This is a genomic window from Fodinibius salsisoli (assembly GCF_026229185.1).
In the GTDB taxonomy this organism is placed as follows: Bacteria; Bacteroidota; Rhodothermia; order Balneolales; family Balneolaceae; genus Fodinibius; species Fodinibius salsisoli.
The window spans coordinates 54,860-73,282 of record NZ_JAGGJA010000007.1 but is presented as its reverse complement, the minus strand read 5'-3'; the positions used below and the strand labels follow the sequence as shown (position 1 = coordinate 73,282).

At 44.4% G+C, this 18,423-nt stretch carries 15 protein-coding genes and 1 tRNA gene; 8 read left to right on the top strand and 8 right to left on the bottom strand.

Features of this window, described 5'->3' with window-relative positions; all coding sequences use genetic code 11:
* Positions 1–252 precede the first annotated feature (252 nt).
* Positions 253–1,938, bottom strand: coding sequence for a M1 family metallopeptidase (locus tag J6I44_RS11530; RefSeq protein ID WP_265766282.1), 1,686 nt, complete (start codon positions 1,936–1,938; stop codon positions 253–255).
* A 144-nt stretch (positions 1,939–2,082) separates the two neighbouring features.
* Positions 2,083–2,892, bottom strand: a complete 810-nt coding sequence (locus J6I44_RS11525; protein ID WP_265766280.1) for a hypothetical protein — start codon at positions 2,890–2,892, stop codon at positions 2,083–2,085.
* Between the two features lie 275 nt (positions 2,893–3,167).
* On the opposite strand from J6I44_RS11525, the gene J6I44_RS11520 reads away from it, so the two are divergent.
* A complete protein-coding gene (locus J6I44_RS11520) occupies positions 3,168–3,665 on the top strand; it encodes a hypothetical protein (RefSeq protein ID WP_265766279.1) in 498 nt (165 codons plus the stop codon).
* A gap of 12 nt (positions 3,666–3,677) precedes the next feature.
* Here J6I44_RS11520 and era read toward each other — a convergent pair whose 3' ends face one another.
* Both era and J6I44_RS11510 read right to left on the bottom strand, forming a co-directional pair.
* Positions 3,678–4,562, bottom strand: a complete 885-nt coding sequence (gene era, locus J6I44_RS11515) for a GTPase Era (protein WP_265766277.1) — start codon at positions 4,560–4,562, stop codon at positions 3,678–3,680.
* A gap of 15 nt (positions 4,563–4,577) precedes the next feature.
* Positions 4,578–5,318, bottom strand: a complete 741-nt coding sequence (locus J6I44_RS11510) for a pyridoxine 5'-phosphate synthase (RefSeq protein ID WP_265766276.1) — start codon at positions 5,316–5,318, stop codon at positions 4,578–4,580.
* Between the two features lie 92 nt (positions 5,319–5,410).
* Between J6I44_RS11510 and J6I44_RS11505 the strand changes: the two genes are divergently transcribed.
* The 3 genes from J6I44_RS11505 (at position 5,411) to J6I44_RS11495 (ending at position 9,135) form a co-directional block, all read left to right on the top strand.
* Positions 5,411–5,941 (top strand): NlpC/P60 family protein, encoded by a 531-nt coding sequence (locus J6I44_RS11505; protein ID WP_265766275.1) that lies wholly within the window; start codon positions 5,411–5,413, stop codon positions 5,939–5,941.
* A gap of 219 nt (positions 5,942–6,160) precedes the next feature.
* Entirely contained in the window at positions 6,161–7,219 is a 1,059-nt protein-coding gene (locus J6I44_RS11500) for an aldose epimerase family protein (RefSeq protein ID WP_265766274.1), read from the top strand.
* A gap of 326 nt (positions 7,220–7,545) precedes the next feature.
* Entirely contained in the window at positions 7,546–9,135 is a 1,590-nt protein-coding gene (locus tag J6I44_RS11495) for a bifunctional aminoglycoside phosphotransferase/ATP-binding protein (protein ID WP_265766273.1), read from the top strand.
* A gap of 118 nt (positions 9,136–9,253) precedes the next feature.
* Here the strand turns inward: J6I44_RS11495 and J6I44_RS11490 are convergent.
* The 3 genes from J6I44_RS11490 to J6I44_RS11480 form a co-directional block, all read right to left on the bottom strand.
* Positions 9,254–9,341 (bottom strand) — tRNA-Leu (locus J6I44_RS11490).
* A 153-nt stretch (positions 9,342–9,494) separates the two neighbouring features.
* Positions 9,495–9,710, bottom strand: a complete 216-nt coding sequence (locus tag J6I44_RS11485; protein ID WP_265766272.1) for a cold-shock protein — start codon at positions 9,708–9,710, stop codon at positions 9,495–9,497.
* Positions 9,711–9,941: 231 nt separating this feature from the next.
* On the bottom strand, positions 9,942–11,144 hold the full coding sequence (locus tag J6I44_RS11480) for a putative sugar nucleotidyl transferase (RefSeq protein WP_265766271.1): 1,203 nt from the start codon (positions 11,142–11,144) through the stop codon (positions 9,942–9,944).
* Positions 11,145–11,282: 138 nt separating this feature from the next.
* On the opposite strand from J6I44_RS11480, the gene glmS reads away from it, so the two are divergent.
* Both glmS and J6I44_RS11470 read left to right on the top strand, forming a co-directional pair.
* On the top strand, positions 11,283–13,121 hold the full coding sequence (gene glmS / locus J6I44_RS11475) for a glutamine--fructose-6-phosphate transaminase (isomerizing) (protein WP_265766270.1): 1,839 nt from the start codon (positions 11,283–11,285) through the stop codon (positions 13,119–13,121).
* Between the two features lie 88 nt (positions 13,122–13,209).
* Positions 13,210–13,527, top strand: coding sequence for a phage holin family protein (locus J6I44_RS11470; RefSeq protein ID WP_265766269.1), 318 nt, complete (start codon positions 13,210–13,212; stop codon positions 13,525–13,527).
* 6 nt (positions 13,528–13,533) lie between these two features.
* On the opposite strand, the gene J6I44_RS11465 is transcribed toward J6I44_RS11470, so the two are convergent.
* Entirely contained in the window at positions 13,534–14,169 is a 636-nt protein-coding gene (locus tag J6I44_RS11465) for a class I SAM-dependent methyltransferase (protein WP_265766268.1), read from the bottom strand.
* 228 nt (positions 14,170–14,397) lie between these two features.
* On the opposite strand from J6I44_RS11465, the gene J6I44_RS11460 reads away from it, so the two are divergent.
* Together J6I44_RS11460 and J6I44_RS11455 are read left to right on the top strand one after the other, a co-directional pair.
* Positions 14,398–16,899 carry a zinc-dependent metalloprotease gene (locus J6I44_RS11460; RefSeq protein ID WP_265766267.1) on the top strand — a complete coding sequence of 834 codons (2,502 nt, stop codon included), beginning with the start codon at positions 14,398–14,400 and terminating at the stop codon, positions 16,897–16,899.
* Positions 16,900–17,286: 387 nt separating this feature from the next.
* The gene (locus J6I44_RS11455) at positions 17,287–18,387 is read left to right on the top strand and encodes an META domain-containing protein (protein WP_265766266.1); all 1,101 of its coding nucleotides are present in this window, start codon (positions 17,287–17,289) and stop codon (positions 18,385–18,387) included.
* The last annotated feature ends 36 nt before the right edge of the window (positions 18,388–18,423 follow it).

The following is an 18,423-nucleotide window of genomic DNA, read 5'->3' as shown; positions in this document are numbered from 1 at the left end:
AAATCAAAAGAACAATACACAAATCAAAAAAGCCCTTCGGGGTCTTCCGAAGGGCTTTTGAGTTTGCTTCAAATCGTGAAACTAATCAGTCCTCCGGATGTATACAGGCCATGCAAAGCCGTAGAATGCACATCCGACAGGTAATAATATTTGTAAAAATTTGTTTCATGGACTGACTTTTTAAGTTTGAATGCTAACATAATTGTTTTTTGCAAATCATACAAATAAAATGTGTAAAGTTGATTGCTGTGGTCAGCTGCCAGAGGAGACCTTCAATTTCGTCTCAATATAAAAGTTGGGATCTACCTTAAAATGGTCGGCGTTATCCAGCGAAATAGTGGTCTGCTGCCATTCGGTGGTAGGTTGTATAAAGGAATAACGGTTTTCTTTTAAGGTCACCCTGACAGGCATATCAAAAGGGGTAATATCTGCGTTCCAGCGATAATGCAGTGTCCGATCCTTTATATGATATTCAAGAACAGGGATGGCACTATGGCGTAAGTACTGGTCAAATACTGGATCCAGATCGTAATCCGTTCGCTCATTGATATAGTCTTCAACTTGCTGCGATGTTACCGTTTGATGGTAAAAGTCTTTCTGAATGCCCAGCAGAATGTTCTTCCAGCTTGCATCATCCGCGATAATATGCCGGATGGTATGCAGCATATTGTGTCCTTTATAGTACATGTCACCGGACCCTTCCTGATTGACACCATATTCACCAATAATTGGACTTTCGTTCTCGATCCGGTCGCGCAGCCCAATGGTATATTCGGCAGCGGCTTCTTTACCAAACCGGCATTCGGTATAAATCGATTCAGAATAGCTGGTGAAGCCTTCATGCACCCACATATCGGCTATATCTTTGGTCGTAATATTGTTGCCCCACCACTCGTGGCCGGATTCATGGATAATAATAAAATCCCATTTGAGTCCCCAGCCGGAGCCCGAAAGGTCCGTTCCCATATACCCATTTTGATAATGGTTGCCATAGGCTACGGCACTTTGATGCTCCATTCCTAAATGAGGTGTTTCAACCATCTTAAAACTGTCCTCGTAAAAGGGATAGGGACCAAACCAATCTTCAAAACAGCGCATCATAGGTTTAACCTGCTGGAACTGTTCCTTGGCTTTCTCCAGGTTGGGCTTAAGCACCCAGTAACTCAAATCAAGAGTCCCTTCTCGGCCTTCAAATGTATTCATAAAGTTTACATAATTGCCGACATTGACGGAGATGTTGTAGTTATTAATGGGATTGGAGACGAACCAGCTCCACGTAGTCATGCCGTTATCATGGTGAGTAGAATCCCGGAGCCGGCCGTTGGATACGTTAATCATTGGGTCGGGCACCGTAATATTAATGGACATACTGTCCGGCTCAGCTGTTTGGTGATCTTTGTTGGGCCACCAGACGCTGGCTCCCAGTCCCTGGTTGGCGGTAGCCACCCAATGATTGCCGAGGGAATCCTGTGCCCAGATGAAACCGCCATCCCACGGTGGATTTTCGGCTACTTTCGGCTGCCCATGATAATAAACGGAAAGCGTATAAAGTGAATCTTTACTCAGATTTGCTGGTACATCTACAAAGTAGGCGTTGCTTTTATCCACACGCTGATAGCTCAGGCTGTGGCCTTGTTGCTTTATCTGGTCGATCTGCAATGGCTGCTGTAGGTCTATTTGAAGTTGTTGAGGTTGTCCGGTTACCCGATAGGTAATATTGTTGTAACCGGAAATAGCAGAATCCTTGGGCTGCACAGTAACAAGCAGATCATAATAGGTGACTTCCCACCAGGCTCGTTGTGGTGTTATGGATCCACGGAGGGTATCCGCTTCGGTAGCCAGTACTCCTGAGTCTTGAGCAGCAGCTGGGTATGCGATAACAGCAGTCAGGGAAAGTAATATCCCAAATCGAAGAATAAGGCGGCGTAAGTTTTTCATAAATGTAGATTACATAGAATATTGGGCAAATAGTTGATATGGGCGTAGCAGTATCTTTTTGACTCGGATACCTCTTCCCACATCCATAATTGCGGTCAAACCTGAGATCTTATCTCCAGAGAAGATAAGAATTACGATTTCTTATTAAAGAGAAATACTTAGGTTAAGGCCAATCACTACATCTAAAAATGCTCCGCCCAATGAAAAAACACTGGTATCATCATTAAGTGGGATTTCTACATAGCCGCCGGCACTTATATTTTCAAATTGATAGGTGCCTGTCAACCCTAGGCTATTGATGCTGCGCTCTGAAAAAGATAAGTTCTCATCGGTTGCAAGAAGCCTTCCTGCCAAACCGGTTCCAAGAGTAAGCTTATCAATATTGTATAGCAGTTGACCTCCATATTTAACAAAGAGTTCGCCGTCGGAGTCTTCGGGCACCCAAAACTCACCTCCCCCATCTAAACGAATGGCTATACCCGATTCATAATCATAGCGGTAATGAACGTCAGCAACCCCTGAAAAAGAATTGGGGTAGAAGGACCCAATTTGATAATTCTCGGTTAAAAAGCCCGTGATAATACCTGACTCTTCGGGAGCGAGGGGTAGTCGGACACCCAAATCAAACTTTAGATCGGAATTTATGCCGGACTGGATACCAATATATGGATTTCCAATAGCTGTTCTGGTTTCGTCTCCCCCGGATGCCTGTGAAACCGGTAAATCAGCTTGCAGGGCAATATGATCGTTGAGTGGTAGGTGTGTATACAGGTAAAAGGAAGAGGTAGGGAATTCAAACCCCAATCTGTCATCAAAAGAAGGGATTTTTAGTTCAAGACCCACTTTGGATTTGGCACCGTTTTCGGGGACCCAAACAGATTGGCTGTATCCCGATAGGGAAAGTCCCAGCACAAAGGTTAATAAGGCAATAGTACTTATAAAAAAGCGCTTCATAGTAGTGTTTCTCTATTAGAATTGATTGAAAAATAAGGCTCAAGTATACTATTAAATTATTCTTTTGTAAATCGGGGATGGTATTGCTCAGGCTGGAAACGGTGATATTGGGAAAGTATCTATCAAATATAGTATATAGGCAATGCAGAATCCTTTTGCAGTAATGGTTTAAGGGTAGAAGAAATTAATATCCTTAAAGGAATAGATGATATTTTGTAAGTCCTATTTTTTTTGAGAAGTTATAATTTCAATTTTAATAAACTATTGTTCAAGAGATGAAGCTTTTCTATACCCTGACAGCAATTCTTGTAACGGCTATTATGGTGGGGTGTTCTTCCCCAAATGATGCAAATGTGTATATTGGTGCTAATGTAGATTTCTTTTTTGTAAATGAACAGGGGGAAGATTTACTTGATCCTGACCACCCAAACGCCATTACGGAAAAAAATACGGATCTTTACTATTTAGAAGATGGGGAGAGGAAGAAAGTTTTTGAAGGTCATCTTGATTCTCCCAAAAAGTTTTCTATTACAAGTGAAAAAAGATCAGGGAAAAATTGGATGCGTGTTTTTACCAATCTTATTCCGGACCAGGATACCACCACGACCTATCTACAGTTCAGTGATTTTCCGGAAGATACCATAAGAGTTCAATATGGATTTACAGACAATTCGACTTACATACGTAAAATATGGTACAATGGAGAGCTTAAGTTGGATATTGATTGGGATGAACAACCCCAGGTGATAAAGATTGTAAAATCAACCAACTAAATTTTCCATTTTTTAATACCCATAATGCCGTACCCGGTTGGGATCTTGGCGCCATTTGTCGCGCACTTTCACATGTAGATCCAGGTAGACTTTTTTATCCACAAACCCCTGGATGACTTCCCGGGCGCTTTTGCCCAGCTTTTTGATTGCCTTTCCGCCTTTGCCAATCAGGATGCCCTTTTGGGATTCCCGGTTGACGATGATATCCGCACTGATGTAATCCAGGTCATCGCGTTCGTCATACTGCACAATATTAATGGTTGAAGAGTAAGGGATCTCTTGGTGGTAGAGCAGAAATAGCTGTTCGCGGATCATCTCAGCCACGAAAAAACGTATCGGCTGCTCGCTCAGCATATCCTTGGGATAAAAGGCGGGTCCCGGTTTAATATTGGCTTTTATCGTATCCATAGCCTGCTGCAGGCCCGTCCCGTTGATAGCCGATACAAAAAGCGTTTCATCAAAGTCGCATTGATCCTGTATCTTGCGAGCTACTCCTTCGGCTTCCTGGTCGGTTACTTTGTCAATCTTATTGATCACCAGGAATACTTTTTTGCCCTTCAGGGATGAGAGCATCTTAAAAATGCGTCCCGGCACGTCGGCATCTTTCACATCAACGATAAATAAAATGATATCTGCATCGGTCCGGGCGCGGTCCACGGTCTTCATCATGGCTTTCTGTAGCTCATACCGGGGGTTGATAACTCCGGGAGTATCCAGGAAGATAATCTGCATATCCTCTTCGGAATGGATGCCTAAAATTTGATGGCGCGTGGTCTGGGGCTTGTGCGTAGTAATGGAGACTTTGCTCCCCAGCAAGCGGTTCATTAAGGTAGATTTGCCGGCATTGGGTTTGCCGATGATGGCCACATAGCCCGATTTGTGTTGATCCTGTGTCATATTATACGTTCCAGGTTAGGAGTTTTCTTTGAGTTCAGCATGGTTCATGATGGCTAAAAAGTCTCTCACGGTCTGATCGAGTCCTTTGAATATGGCTGTTGAAACCAGCGCATGACCTATGCTGACATCATGCAGGTGAGGTACGGTATCCACGAAAGGTTTCAGATTGTCCAGGTTGAGTCCGTGGCCGGCGTTGACTTTCATACCCAGGGTATGCGCAAGTTGGGCGGCTTCTTTAAGGCGTTCGAGTTCGTGCTCTTGTTCTTTCGGTGTCTCGGCATTGGCATAGGTACCGGTGTGCAGTTCAATTGCATCACTGCCCAACTCATTTGCAAGCTCAATGTCTTCTTTATTGGGATCAATGAAAAGGCTGATTTCAATATCCGTTTTCCGATATTGAGGGAATACCCGTTCTTGAAAATCATCAAAGACGGTGCTCATCTTAAGTCCGCCTTCGGTAGTTAGCTCTTCGCGACTTTCGGGGACCAGCGTAACCAGGTGAGGATCAACATCAAGAGATATCTTAAGCATTTCGTCTGTGGCCGCCATCTCAAAATCCAGCGTGCCCGTCACCGATTTTTTGAGAGCGTAGACATCCTCATCGCGGATATGCCTACGATCGCCCCGTAAGTGAAAAACAATACCGCTTGCCCCGGCACGTTCACAAACTGTGGCAGCCTCAACAGGCTTGGGATATCCTTCACCGCGAGCATTACGAAGAGTGGCAATATGGTCGATGTTTACCAGAAGTTGCATAGCTGATTTGCTGTCTAATTTAGACGTTGTTATTAAACCTCTAAATATAGATTATTTAGGGGAGTAGTTTTAGTCATAATTCGAGCTAATTCATGGATACATTTAGACCGATACTTGTGTTGTTTTCGATAGGCATCATTTTTGCCAGTTGTGGAGTCTCACAGCGAGCAGCAGATCCATCGTATGGAAGCGGGGCTGAGGACGACTCTACTCAATTTGATGGCAACCCGGTTGCCATGAGTGTATCTACAATGAATAAAACAGAAACGTCTCTGATGCAGGCCTATCGTGATTGGAAAGGAACGCCTTACCGTTTGGGGGGAGGTACACAGCGAGGGGTGGATTGCTCGATGTTTGTCAATATTGTGTTTGAGGAGTATTTCGACATTGGATTACCCAGGAATACCAGAACACAGCTTAATGTTGGTGATGGCGTGCGTCGATCAGCTATCCGGACGGGCGATTTGGTGTTCTTCCGCACCGGGCGACGTACCCTTCATGTTGGCGTTGTTATTAATCAGGATGAATTCCTGCATGCTTCTACCTCAGAAGGTGTTACAATCAGCGAGCTGGATCAGAAATACTGGTCCAGCCGATACCTGTCCGCCCGCCGCGTACTATAACCCATAGCTTGATGTTAGTGTAGTGGAAGCAATTGCATGCCTGCAGCAAGCTTCTTAAAACAATCACTTTTGGATGGGAAAATTTCTTTTATATTTGGTTTGAGATAAAATCTGATATAAGAATATCCTACCATGTACCTGTCTAATTGGTTTCCTACTGCTGTTGCCCTCGTCATAATGTTCAGCCTAATATCTTGCTCAAAGCAATCTAAAAACTATGTGCCGGTAAAATCGTCTGACTTTCAGTTGAAACATGATGGCAAACAGATAGATCTGTTTACCTTAGAAAATGGTCAGGGGATGAAAGCACAGATTACCAATTATGGAGGTAAGATTGTCTCCATCCTGGTGCCCGACCGGGAGGGGACGCTTGGGGATGTTGTGTTAGGGTATGAGACCGGGCAAGAGTATCTGGATGGCATAGCTTCACTTGGAGCTACCATGGGGCGGTATGCCAATAGAATAGCCCAGGCAAAATTCACTTTGGATGATAGTACATATCATCTGGATAAAAATAATGGGGAGCATTCCATCCACGGTGGTGCTGAGGGGTTTCGACATCAGGTATGGGAGGCCCGGCAGGTTGATGATCAGACATTGGAACTAAGCTATTTTTCTGAGGATGGGGAAGGTGGATATCCCGGTAATTTAGAAGTTACGGTTACCTACACGGTGACAGAGGAAAACGAGCTTAAACTGGAATATGCGGCCAGTACGGATAAGAAGACCGTCTTGAACATGACTAACCATGCCTTCTTTAATCTCGCGGGCGAAGGTCAGGGGAAGATTTTAGATCATAAACTTTACGTGGATGCCGGTCAATATACACCGGTCGATTCTACCGCTATTCCAACCGGTGAGCTGCGGGAGGTTGCCGGTACACCGTTCGACTTTACAAAACCAACAGCTTTTGGAGCGCGTATTGATCAAGAGAATCAGCAGTTGCAACATGTGGGAGGGTATGACCATAATTATGTGCTAAACAAGAAGAGTGGTGAATTAGCATTGGCTGGTCGGTTATCAGAGCCTGCTACCGGACGTGTTATGGAAGTTTATACGACTGAGCCTGGCCTGCAGGTGTATACGGCTAACTCACTAACCGGAGAAGGCAACCAGATAGGGAAGGGGGGACATGCTTACGGTCCCCACTCAGCGGTCTGTTTGGAGACCCAGCATTTTCCCGATTCACCCCATCATCCGAATTTTCCGTCAACGGTGATAGGGCCGGAAGAAGGATACTCTTCAACCACAGTTTACCGGTTTCTTACTGTGGATTAACATGCTTGTCTTATGATCCTGCAGTAAAGGGGGGTAAATTGATCAATAGTCTGTTATAAACCAAAACAGTTAAGATCGTGATACCCAAAAAGTGTAGAAAAGTTTATCTGGATAGGGAAAAATCGTCCAGTATCCAAGATGCTATTGCAATGATGATTCCTATGACAACTCTAAAACTCCATTAAAATTTTTGGCCAATCCCTGTACATTTTTCTGCGAAAAAGTATAGGGATGAGATTAACAGTAATATTTTTGTTCATAATTCGGGTTTGAAATAAGTATCTTACTTTAAAAGAAATAGTTAGAATGAGAGAAAGGGGGAGAATATGTCACCAGCTACCATACAGCCTGACCTTATTTCATTTTTAGAACAGAAGTCCACCTATGAGCATGAGCCATCCCATGTACAGCATATTCAAACTCATATTTCCCATGTATTTATTGTTTCCCCGTATGTTTATAAAATTAAAAAGCCGGTAGACTTCGGGTTTCTGGATTACAGTACGCTCGAAAAACGCTATACATGCTGCCGGCAAGAAGTAGCATTAAATAAACGCCTTGCCGGTGATGTCTATCTGGGGGTCATGGGCATTGAGAAATCAGGTGAAAACTATAGCTTTACCAGCGATTTGGATTCCGATTTTATCACAGAGTATGCGGTAAAAATGAGAAAGCTGGAGAATAAATATTTTCTCCATAACTATATTGATAAAGGAAGGCTGCAGGAAGAACATCTTAATCGTGTTGCTGATAAATTAGCGGATTTTTATGAGCAGCAGGAGCAGGATAAGGAGCTGGCCAAATGGGGTGCTATTAAAAAAATAAAGGTCAATACGGATGAGAATTTTACCCAGGTGGCTCCTTTTATCAGGCAAACGATTGATGAAAATAGTTTTAAGGCCATCCGGTATTATACCTCCTCTTATTATGAACAATATAGCGGGTTGTTTAAACAACGGATGGAAGGGGGATGTATCGTCGACGGCCACGGAGACCTCCATTTGGAGCATATCCATATAACGGAAGACCAGGTTCGTATTTATGATTGCATAGAATTTAATGAACGATTTCGATATGGGGATTGGGCAGCAGATCTCGCTTTTTTAGCCATGGACTTAGATTTTAATGATTGTTTTGAGGAGGAGCGCTACTTGATAAATCGCATGGCAGAAAAATTGCAAGACCATACGCTGGCTGACATCATTGACTTTTATAAATGTTACCGAGCCGTAGTAAAAGGGAAGGTAAAGAGCCTGCAAAGTACTGAGGATGAAGTCCCGCTGAGCGAGCAAAAAGAAGCAGTGAGCCTGGCCCGCCGCTATTTTGATTTGGCCCTGCGATACGCTCTGATCGGTTCTGAACCTGTGGTGCTAATTTTTATGGGTCAGGTAGGAACAGGAAAAAGCACGCTGGCGAAGAAGTTGTCTGATAAGCTGGGAATAGAGCATTTGTCTTCAGATCGAATACGTAAGGCATCAGCAGGTCTGCCTCTGACCGAACGAACCCCTGCATCTAAAAGGGAGATGCTTTATTCATCCAAAATTTCGGACAATATATATCATACTCTCTTGACCCGGGCAGTGAAAACTATTGCAATGGGTAGAAGCATTATATTGGATGCTACCTATGGACAAAAAAGTATGAGGATGCAATTAGTGCAGCGGCTAACAGCCAAAAGTATTCCCTATATTTTTATTGAGGCTCAAGCTCCAGAGGATATAATCGTTAAACGGCTAAAAGATCGCGAAGAAAGGGATGATGTGGTATCCGATGCGAGGGTGGAAGATTTTTATCAGCTCAGTAATGCCTATATAAAGCCCACAGAAATGCAGCAGTTATTACATGTTAATACGAATCAGGAAGTCACCAAAAGTATTAATGAGCTTTATACAAAGCTCATCGACTTCAATTTATAGAAAAGTGCACTGCAATGTGATATGGAGATGTACTTAGGCCATGATGTATTTGCCCGTGAGGTGGCAGCATGATTTAGAAGGGAGGGGTACCTGCAATTAATTGATGACAGGTAATGAGTGGTGCCCAAGAAAGGATTCGAACCTTCACGGGATAAAATCCCACTAGCTCCTGAAGCTAGCGCGTCTACCAGTTCCGCCACTTGGGCATAAAATAATCCGCTTTTAATTAGCGGTTCCAAATATAGGGTTTTTATAAACTAATTTGAAACATAATTTTGATCTACAGATAAAATAGTCAACCAACAAAAAAAGTCCGCTCCGAAAGAAGCGGACTTGTAAAGTAACTAAAAAGCTTACTACTATTTATAGTCCAAGCTTGTTACGTTAACAGCACTTAAGCCTTTAGGAGTTTCTTCAACTTCAAACTCTACAGCTTCATCATCTTCTAATCCCTGGTTATAATCCAGGTTCTCAACATTATTCCTGTGGACGAAGACGTCGTCGCCACCGTCGTCGGGTGCGATAAATCCAAATCCTTTTTTAGTGTCGAAAAATTTTATTTTTCCTTGTTTCATAAAATATAACATTAACTTTGTGTACACCTATGGGCTACATTTGATGAAAGGAGTTGAATTAACGCGTCTTTTCAAAAAAATATACTTAGTAGGTGGGTAATTAAATATAACGTACTAAGGTAGCGCTATTTTAGGAGAAAACCTATTTGTTATTTTATTTCTCACTTTTTGATAAAAATAAGTCCCGAATATATTGGTTGAAGGAGGATAATTCGCCTCTGAGAGCGTTGATTAACCGGAAGGGCGATCTTCAAATATCTGGCTCATCATGCTTTTATAAGCTTCTGAAAGTTTCACATCACGTCGAGACATCATTATTTTCATAGTTTCCAGTGCCTTATCGAGCTTGTAGGGCTGGATGACATTGGAGCCCACCCAGCTGAAGGAATGGATCAACTTGGGAGGAAAATCGCGTGATAAGATGTTGGCACTCACGCCCGTCACTGTGCCAGAGTTGATGACCGAGTTGATAGCAGTTTTGGAGTGGTCGCCCATCATGATGCCCACAAACTGCTGATTGCTGTCTTTTTCTTCACCGGACTCCCAGTTTGGGACCCGCACGGTACTATAATTGGTTTTTAGGTTTGAAACGGTGGTGCCAGCTCCAAAGTTACACCACTGTCCCACCACAGAATTGCCAATATATCCGTGGTGGGCTTTATTTGAATAGGAGTGGAAAACAGTGTTGGCCACTTCGCCCCCCACTTTACAAACGGGACCGATAGTGGTATCACTATAAATTTTTGCTCCTGTCTTAACAATGGCTCCTTCACAGACAGCAATGGGGCCGCGCAGTATAGATCCAGCCATTACGGTTGCATCTTTTCCAATGTAAATGGGGCCTTCCCGAGCATCTAATACACATTTGGATTCTATTTGAGCCCCGGCCTCGACCGTAACCTGATCGTGGTTTTCAAAGGTAGCATTCTGAGAGATCGTCGCCTCTGTTTGATCTGTGGCTGGAATTTTCTGGAAATCACGTTCAATTTCCTCCCCATTCAGTTGAAACAGATCCCACAAATGCTTTAGACAATGAAAAGGCTGGCTCTGTACAACCAGCAAAGTGTTAAAGTTAGGCTCGCCCTGTTGTAGCCATTGTTGGGAAGTGGATCCATCCACCTTGGCAGCAATAGTCACTGAATCTGACTGCAGACACGTTCCTTCATTTAGGTTTTTGACCTCCTGAATAAGTTCATCGGAGGGCAGGTACCGGGGATTAATCCATAAGCAAGCTTGCTGTGGATCTATCGTGCCAGGGTTAAATACGCCCCTTAGGTTGGGGCGGACTGTACGGGCAAAAGATTGAATTTGTAAAGCCTGTTTCCACTTTTCTGCCAGCGTAAAAATACCGATTCGTAAATCATCAAGCGGTCGGCTAAGGGTAAGTGGATGGAAGTTTGTGTGCTGATGACCTTCAAAAAAACAAAGCTGCATATTATTTAAAGTCCCCTTGAAATGTTTCTAATAATGTTGTTTTAAAATCGTTATCAGATTAATAAATTTGGACATTCTCTATTGTTGCTTTCAGAGAGACAGTATAATAAAAATCATTGCGAACTTTAGACAAAAAATATGTGTGGAATTGTAGGATACATCGGTAACCAATCCGCGAGTGATATTATCGTCAAGGGGCTTGAACGACTGGAATACCGGGGGTATGATTCAGCCGGTATCGCGTTAATGAACGGTGCATTGGATATCAAGAAGGGGAAGGGCAAGGTGCAGGCGCTCAAAAATAAGCTGAAAGCCAGTCCGGCTAAGGGCTCAACAGGTATTGGCCATACCCGATGGGCTACCCATGGAGCGCCCAACGATGTGAATTCTCACCCGCATATTAGTGAATCAGGAGACATCGCGTTAGTCCATAACGGCATTATTGAAAATTATAATTCGCTCAAAAAAGAGCTCCAAAATAAAGGCCGGACGTTCCATACGGATACCGATACGGAAGTTATTGTCCAGCTAATTGAAGAGATATACGAAAACGGAGAAGAGGTTAGTTTTGAAAAGGCCGTTCGTTTGGCTCTCAAGCAAGTCGTTGGTACTTATGGTCTGGCTATCCTGCATGTGGATGAGCCTGATCGTATTATCGTGGCCCGTAAAGGATCTCCGCTACTGTTAGGGATCGGGGACGGCGAAATGTTTATTGCCTCTGATGCTTCGCCTATTGTCGGATATACCAAGAAAGTGGTTTATTTGGATGACGGAGAGATGGCCATCGTCACAAAAGATGGTTATGAGGTTAAAACGATTGAGGATGTTAGCCTTACGAAGAAAGTCCATGAGCTGGCTCTTAGCCTCGATGAGATCGAGAAGAGTGGGTATCCGCACTTTATGTTGAAAGAAATTTTTGAACAACCTCGTGCCATCGCTGATTGTCTGCGGGGTCGCCTGGATGTCAAAAATCATTCAGTACAGCTGGGTGGCTTAACAGATGTGCTTGATCAATTAGTCAATGCAGATCGCCTTGTCATTGCTGCTTGTGGTACCAGCTGGCATGCCGGATTGGTTGGGGAGTACTTATTCGAGCACCTCGCTAAGTTGCCGGTGGAGGTCGAATATGCCTCAGAGTTCCGCTATCGCGAGCCATTAATCGACGAAAATGATGTGATGTTGGTGATCTCGCAAAGTGGCGAAACTGCTGATACTCTGGCAGCGTTGCGCACAGCAAAAGAACGAGGGGCACTTGCACTGGGCGTTTGTAATGTGGTAGGCTCAACCATTGCCCGCGATACCGATGCCGGGGTCTATACCCACGCCGGACCAGAAATTGGGGTAGCTTCAACCAAAGCTTTTACCACCCAGGTTTCAGTTTTAGCTATGATGGCCATCCTGCTGGGACAAAAAAGGAATACCATAGAAGAAGAGTATGCTGCCCGGCTCATTGAAGAGCTCAACCGTATTCCGGATAAAGTAGAGCAGATCCTGGATCGCAGTGAATCGGTGAAAGAGATGGCAGAGCTGTTTACTTATGCTCCCAACTTCCTGTATCTGGGTCGAACCTATAATTTTCCTGTCGCACTGGAGGGCGCCCTCAAATTGAAGGAAATTTCGTACATCCACGCTGAGGGATACCCCGCCGCTGAGATGAAGCACGGCCCCATCGCTCTTATTGATGCCATGATGCCGGTGGTTGTAATTGCTGCTACCGATCATACCAACGACAAAATGATTAGTAATATCGAGGAGGTGAAGGCCCGAAAAGGTCGCATCATTGGAATTACCGGAGAAGATAATGAAGAGGTGATTAATTTATCGGAGTTCAGCTGCCCTATTCCGGAAACGGAAGATTGCCTGTCCCCATTGTTGACGTCTATTCCGCTGCAGTTGCTGTCGTATTATATTGCTGTTAACCGTGGATGCGATGTGGATCAGCCCCGAAACCTTGCCAAAAGCGTGACGGTTGAATAAAAGTACCCGGAGACGATCAAAAACTCCCGTAAAACTTTTTGAGAGGTCCACCGTATAAAGGCTAAAACCGGAACCAAACCTTAGCATTATGATTACCAAAATACTTGTAAATAGCCTTGGCATCTTTGCCCTTGGGTATCTCTTAGATGGGATCAAAGTTAATAACTACTGGACGGCCTTGGGAACGGCTGTTTTATTAGCCATCGTAAACGCATTTATAAAGCCGATTGTAGTATTCTTTACGCTACCGCTTACGATCGTTACGCTGGGCCTCTTTCTGTTGGTAATCAATGCATTGATGTTGCTACTGGTAGCGGCACTGGTGGATGGGCTGAAAATCAAAAGCTTTTGGTGGGCAGTACTGTTTAGTGTGTTGCTATCGCTTTTGAATGTAATCTTCTTTTAAAAATAGTTAAGCAACGTTCGAGCTTTCGATCGTGGGAGTTTTAATATCAGGTTGCCCACTAATCTCCAGAGTATAAACTTTGGCCGGCGGTAAATTGAGAAGCACTACCTTTTTATCCCGGCCATATTTTTTTACGACCTCTTCCTCAAAATCACTCTTAAAGTTGCGAAACTTTACATATTTAAAGTAACTGATGCAGGCTTCTTCGGAGCAGAGGGTTAGCTTTTTTTTCCAGATCTCGCGACTGATCTCCTCCGGCATATTTTCGTAAGGCAGACTCGAAAAGATAAAATCATACTTGTAATCCGGCTGGAATTGTAAAATATCGGCGTGATGGATCTGCAAATTCTGTTGCCGATAACGGCTTTTGACAATCTGGTAGAATTTTTTGTGAATTTCTACAACATCCAGCTTGTCATTTGGACGTAAATGCTTCACAATTTGTTTGGTTAAAGGACCCGTTCCGGGACCTACCTCCAATATCTTCAGTGGTTTGCATTCATCGCAGGCCACCCGCTTTTTGAGTTGGCTAACCAAATCCTGAGCCAAAAATTTTGAGCTGGGTGCAATAGACCCGGTTTGCTTTAAATCCTTGAAAAAGTAAATCAGATGCTTCAGTGGTCTTGCTATTGGTTTTGCCATAATGCTTCAAAAGTAATAAAGCTAAGGGAAATTGGCTAATTCTTAATTTTTTGTTTACAGTTAGCCCGGATAACGCCCCTCATAGTCCAATTATGGACGGTTGCTCATGGTAGCTGTTAGCCATATCATATCTTTTTACATCTATCTACCTGCTTATTCTTGATTCGTTCAATTACAAGCCTAACATTTCATCCGTTTCATGAACAATAAATTAATGCAAAAAAATATATGAATAATTTGGTTTTCAAGCAGCTGCAAGGTTGGGCCCTGCTGACTCTATCGGTTGTGCTGTTCTCAGCATGTGCATCAACCAACAAAGCGACGAAAGAATCTACTGCATCATCTAAAAAAGAGCAAAAAGATAACGGCTATAAATCCTATGACGAAGTCATTACGGATGAAGCCCAGACAGATGAAGGGCTGTTTACCGTCCATAAAGTGGATGGAAAGTATTATTATGAGCTACCGGATTCCCTCCTCGATACGGGGATGTTGCTGGTTAGCCGTATTGCGGGCACCCAAAACAACCTGAGCTTTGGCGGCGCGGGCATGAAGGCCAAATCGCAGCAGGTAATTCGCTGGCAGAAAAAAGATGACAAGATATTGCTCCGACATGTGTCGCATGAAAATGTAGCAGATGAGAATAACCCGATATATAAATCGATCAAAAACAACAATTTTGAGCCGGTGATACAGAGCTTTGATATTGAAACGGTTCGCAAAGATTCTGCCCATAACACTAAAGTTATCGATGTTACCGACTTCTTCACTTCCGATGTGCCATTAATTAGTGGGCTTAGCAAGAGTCAACGCAGTGAGTTTCAGGTGCGCCGACTGGATGGGGACCGCAGCTTTATTGACAGCATCCGAACCTATCCCAAGAATGTAGAAGCGCGCCATATTTTAACATATGACTCCAACAATCCGCCGGATGATGGCGCCACAGGAACGCTGTCGCTGGAGATGAATCAATCGATGATTTTACTGCCGGAAGAACCCATGCAGAAGCGTGTGGTGGATAATCGGGTCGGTTACTTTTCTATTGAGCAGATAAAATATGGTGGTGAGCGTCATAAGGCAGAAAATAAGCAGTTCGTAACTCGCTATAAGCTGGTTCCCAAAGATAAGGAAGCCTACCTGGATGGCGAACTGGTTGAGCCGATAGAGCCAATTGTATACTATATCGATCCGGCGACACCTGAGAAATGGCGTTCGTACATTAAGCAGGGAGTTGAAGATTGGCAGAAAGCTTTTGAGCACGCCGGATTTAAGAATGCCATTATTGCCAAAGATCCACCCACGGATGAGGAAGACCCCGCATTTAGTCCGGAAGATGTACGCTATTCCGTCATTCGATATATCGCCAACGATATCCCCAATGCACAGGGACCACATGTGCACGATCCTCGTACCGGACAGATTTTAGAAAGTGATATCCTGTGGTACCACAATGTGATGAACCTGCTGCGCAACTGGTATTTTGTGCAGACAGCTGCCGTCAATCCCAAGGCTCGTTCCGTACAGTTTGAGGATGAGGTGATGGGCGAGTTGGTTCGTTTTGTATCTTCGCACGAGGTTGGCCACACGCTGGGCTTGCCACACAATTGGGGCTCAAGCTATGCGTATCCCGTGGATTCTCTTCGGTCGCCATCCTTTACTTCTACGCATGGAACGGCGCCATCCATTATGGATTATGCGCGCTTTAACTATATCGCCCAGCCCGGAGATGGCGTTGAGAACTTCCATCCGGCCATTGGCGAATATGATAACTGGTCCATCAAATGGGGCTACAGCTGGTTCCCGGAAGATATGAGTCGACAAGAGCGTGAAGCCAAGCTTAATGAATGGACCCGTGAGCGTGCTGACGATCCGGCCTATTTTTATGGTCGTCAGACTGGAAACAAAATTGATCCGCGTTCTCAAAATGAGGATCTCGGAAATAACGCTATGGAAGCCAGTAAATTAGGGCTTGCCAATCTGGAACGCATTACCGGCAACCTGATGGAATGGACGGAGCGAGATGGCACCAATTTCGAGGAGCTCCAGGAATTGTATGGCAATATTATAAGCCAGTGGAGCCGCTATATGGGGCATGTCACCAAAAATGTAGGCGGCGTCTATGAAAATCATAAGACTTACAACCAGGAAGGGGCAGTTTATGAGGCAGTTCCTAAAGAAACCCAACAAAAGGCGGTGGACTTTTTAGCTGATCATGCCTTTAAGGTTGACCAATGGATGTTGAATGATGAGATTTTAAGCCGCATCAACCAGTCTACCGTGGTTGATAATATTCGCAGCGCCCAAGTGCGGGTGCTCAATGATCTGACGGATCCTCAGCGGCTGGCACGTCTTGTTGAGTTCAATGCTCGTAATGAAGGTGAAACGTACACGGCCTTCGAAATGATGGATGATGTACGTAACAGCATCTGGAGCGAAGTCGATGAGAATACCGCAATTGGTGTTCACCGCCGGAATCTGCAGCGCGCCTACATAGAGCGGATGGATTATCTCATGACCGAAGAACTTCGGAGTATTCCGAGTGCATTTAAAGAATACTATGGGTGGACGGATGTGGATGTCAGCCAGTCGGATATTCGACCTATTGTTCGCGATCAGCTTGAAACGCTTTTGGATGAGGTTCAGCAAGTGCGGGTGAGTGATCGTGCGACAGAAGCCCACCTGGCAGATGCGGTAGTGCGCATTGAACAGATTCTGAATCCCGAGGAATAACGTTAGCGCAACTAAGAACAACCTTTTATTCAAGCCCCGGCAGCAGTCGGGGCTTTTTTATTATAGTGGAACCCCTTGTATGGTTTTTAACAAGGCTCAGCTAATAGTAGATTATCATATTAGCCTAAAGATAGAGGCTCAATTCTGGAGGGAATTAATAGATTTTGCTCAAAATGCTGTATATAGCACACATAATGAGTTATGTGTTCCTCCTTGCGTGTCCCGATAATTCGGGGGAGAAGGAGGAGGGGAGGATCGACCTATCTTATTAATTTGAATGGAAATGATATTTACTTGTCTGGAGTTCATCCCATATCTTGCGGAACAATATGGATTAAAAACTATCAAAGAGTATCTACAGAAATATTAATTTTTTAATCAAATCATATGCAGAGAATACTAATATTGTTGGTTTTTATATCGGGAGCAGTAATACTTGGTGGCTGTAGTGGCCAGTCCGAGGATACCACAAGTACCCAAACCATTCAATCGCTGGAAGGCGCCACCTACAGTGGAATCATTCCATGCGCCGATTGCCCGGGTATACTGTACGAAATAAGCTTTGATGAGACTCAAAAATACAGCGCTTCCTCTATCTATATTGGCGAGAGCAATCGTCCCTTTACAGAAAGCGGCTCTTGGAGCGTTGAAAACGATACCCTTATTGTGTTAAAGGGCGATTCAGGCGACCAAGCCCGCCAGTTTGCACTGGATGACAGTAGCCTGGTTATGCTGGACCAAGAAGGCAACCGAATTACGGGATCCCTGGCGGATCATTACGTACTCGACCTAAAAGATGCCTCTGACAAGGATGATTCCATGAAATGGGCAGAACTTCGGGAGCAGGGCGTTGATTTCAGGGCTGCCGGCAATGAGCCCTTCTGGGGATTAGCAATCGATTACGATAGCGAGATGAATTTCCACACGTTGGGCGGCGACTCCATCCAGGTACCCGTCCCGGATATGGAACAGGATACGGCTTCGGCGGCGCGTACCCTGGTCACGGAAACAGAATCTGGTGTATTGACAGTAGCGCTACATCCAACCGGCTGTATAGACAATATGTCGGGGGAGGTTTTTACACATGGGGTCGTGGTTGATTATGACGGCACGTCCTATCGCGGATGTGGAAATGTTATCAATGACCGCTATTCGTTGCACGATTTTTGGACTTTACACGCCCTGAAAGGGAAGGAGGTAAGCAAGCAGGATAGCTTGCGTAAAGTGCCCGACTTGCAATTTGACCTCAAGAACAACAAGGTGTATGGCAATAACGGCTGCAATCAAATTAACGGTAACTTGGTAACCGTCACAGATGATAGTTTATCATTTGGACAGATGATCTCAACGAAGATGGCTTGCCCCGGTGATATGGAGGCCCGCTTTATGGATGCCCTGCAACAGGTAAACAGCTATACCATTGAACAGGGCCAGCTGCTGTTACTATCCGATAACGACACGCTGATGACTTTCCATAGAGCAGAGTAAGGGGTAATTGACAGGGTCTGCCTCTGTGGTGGACCC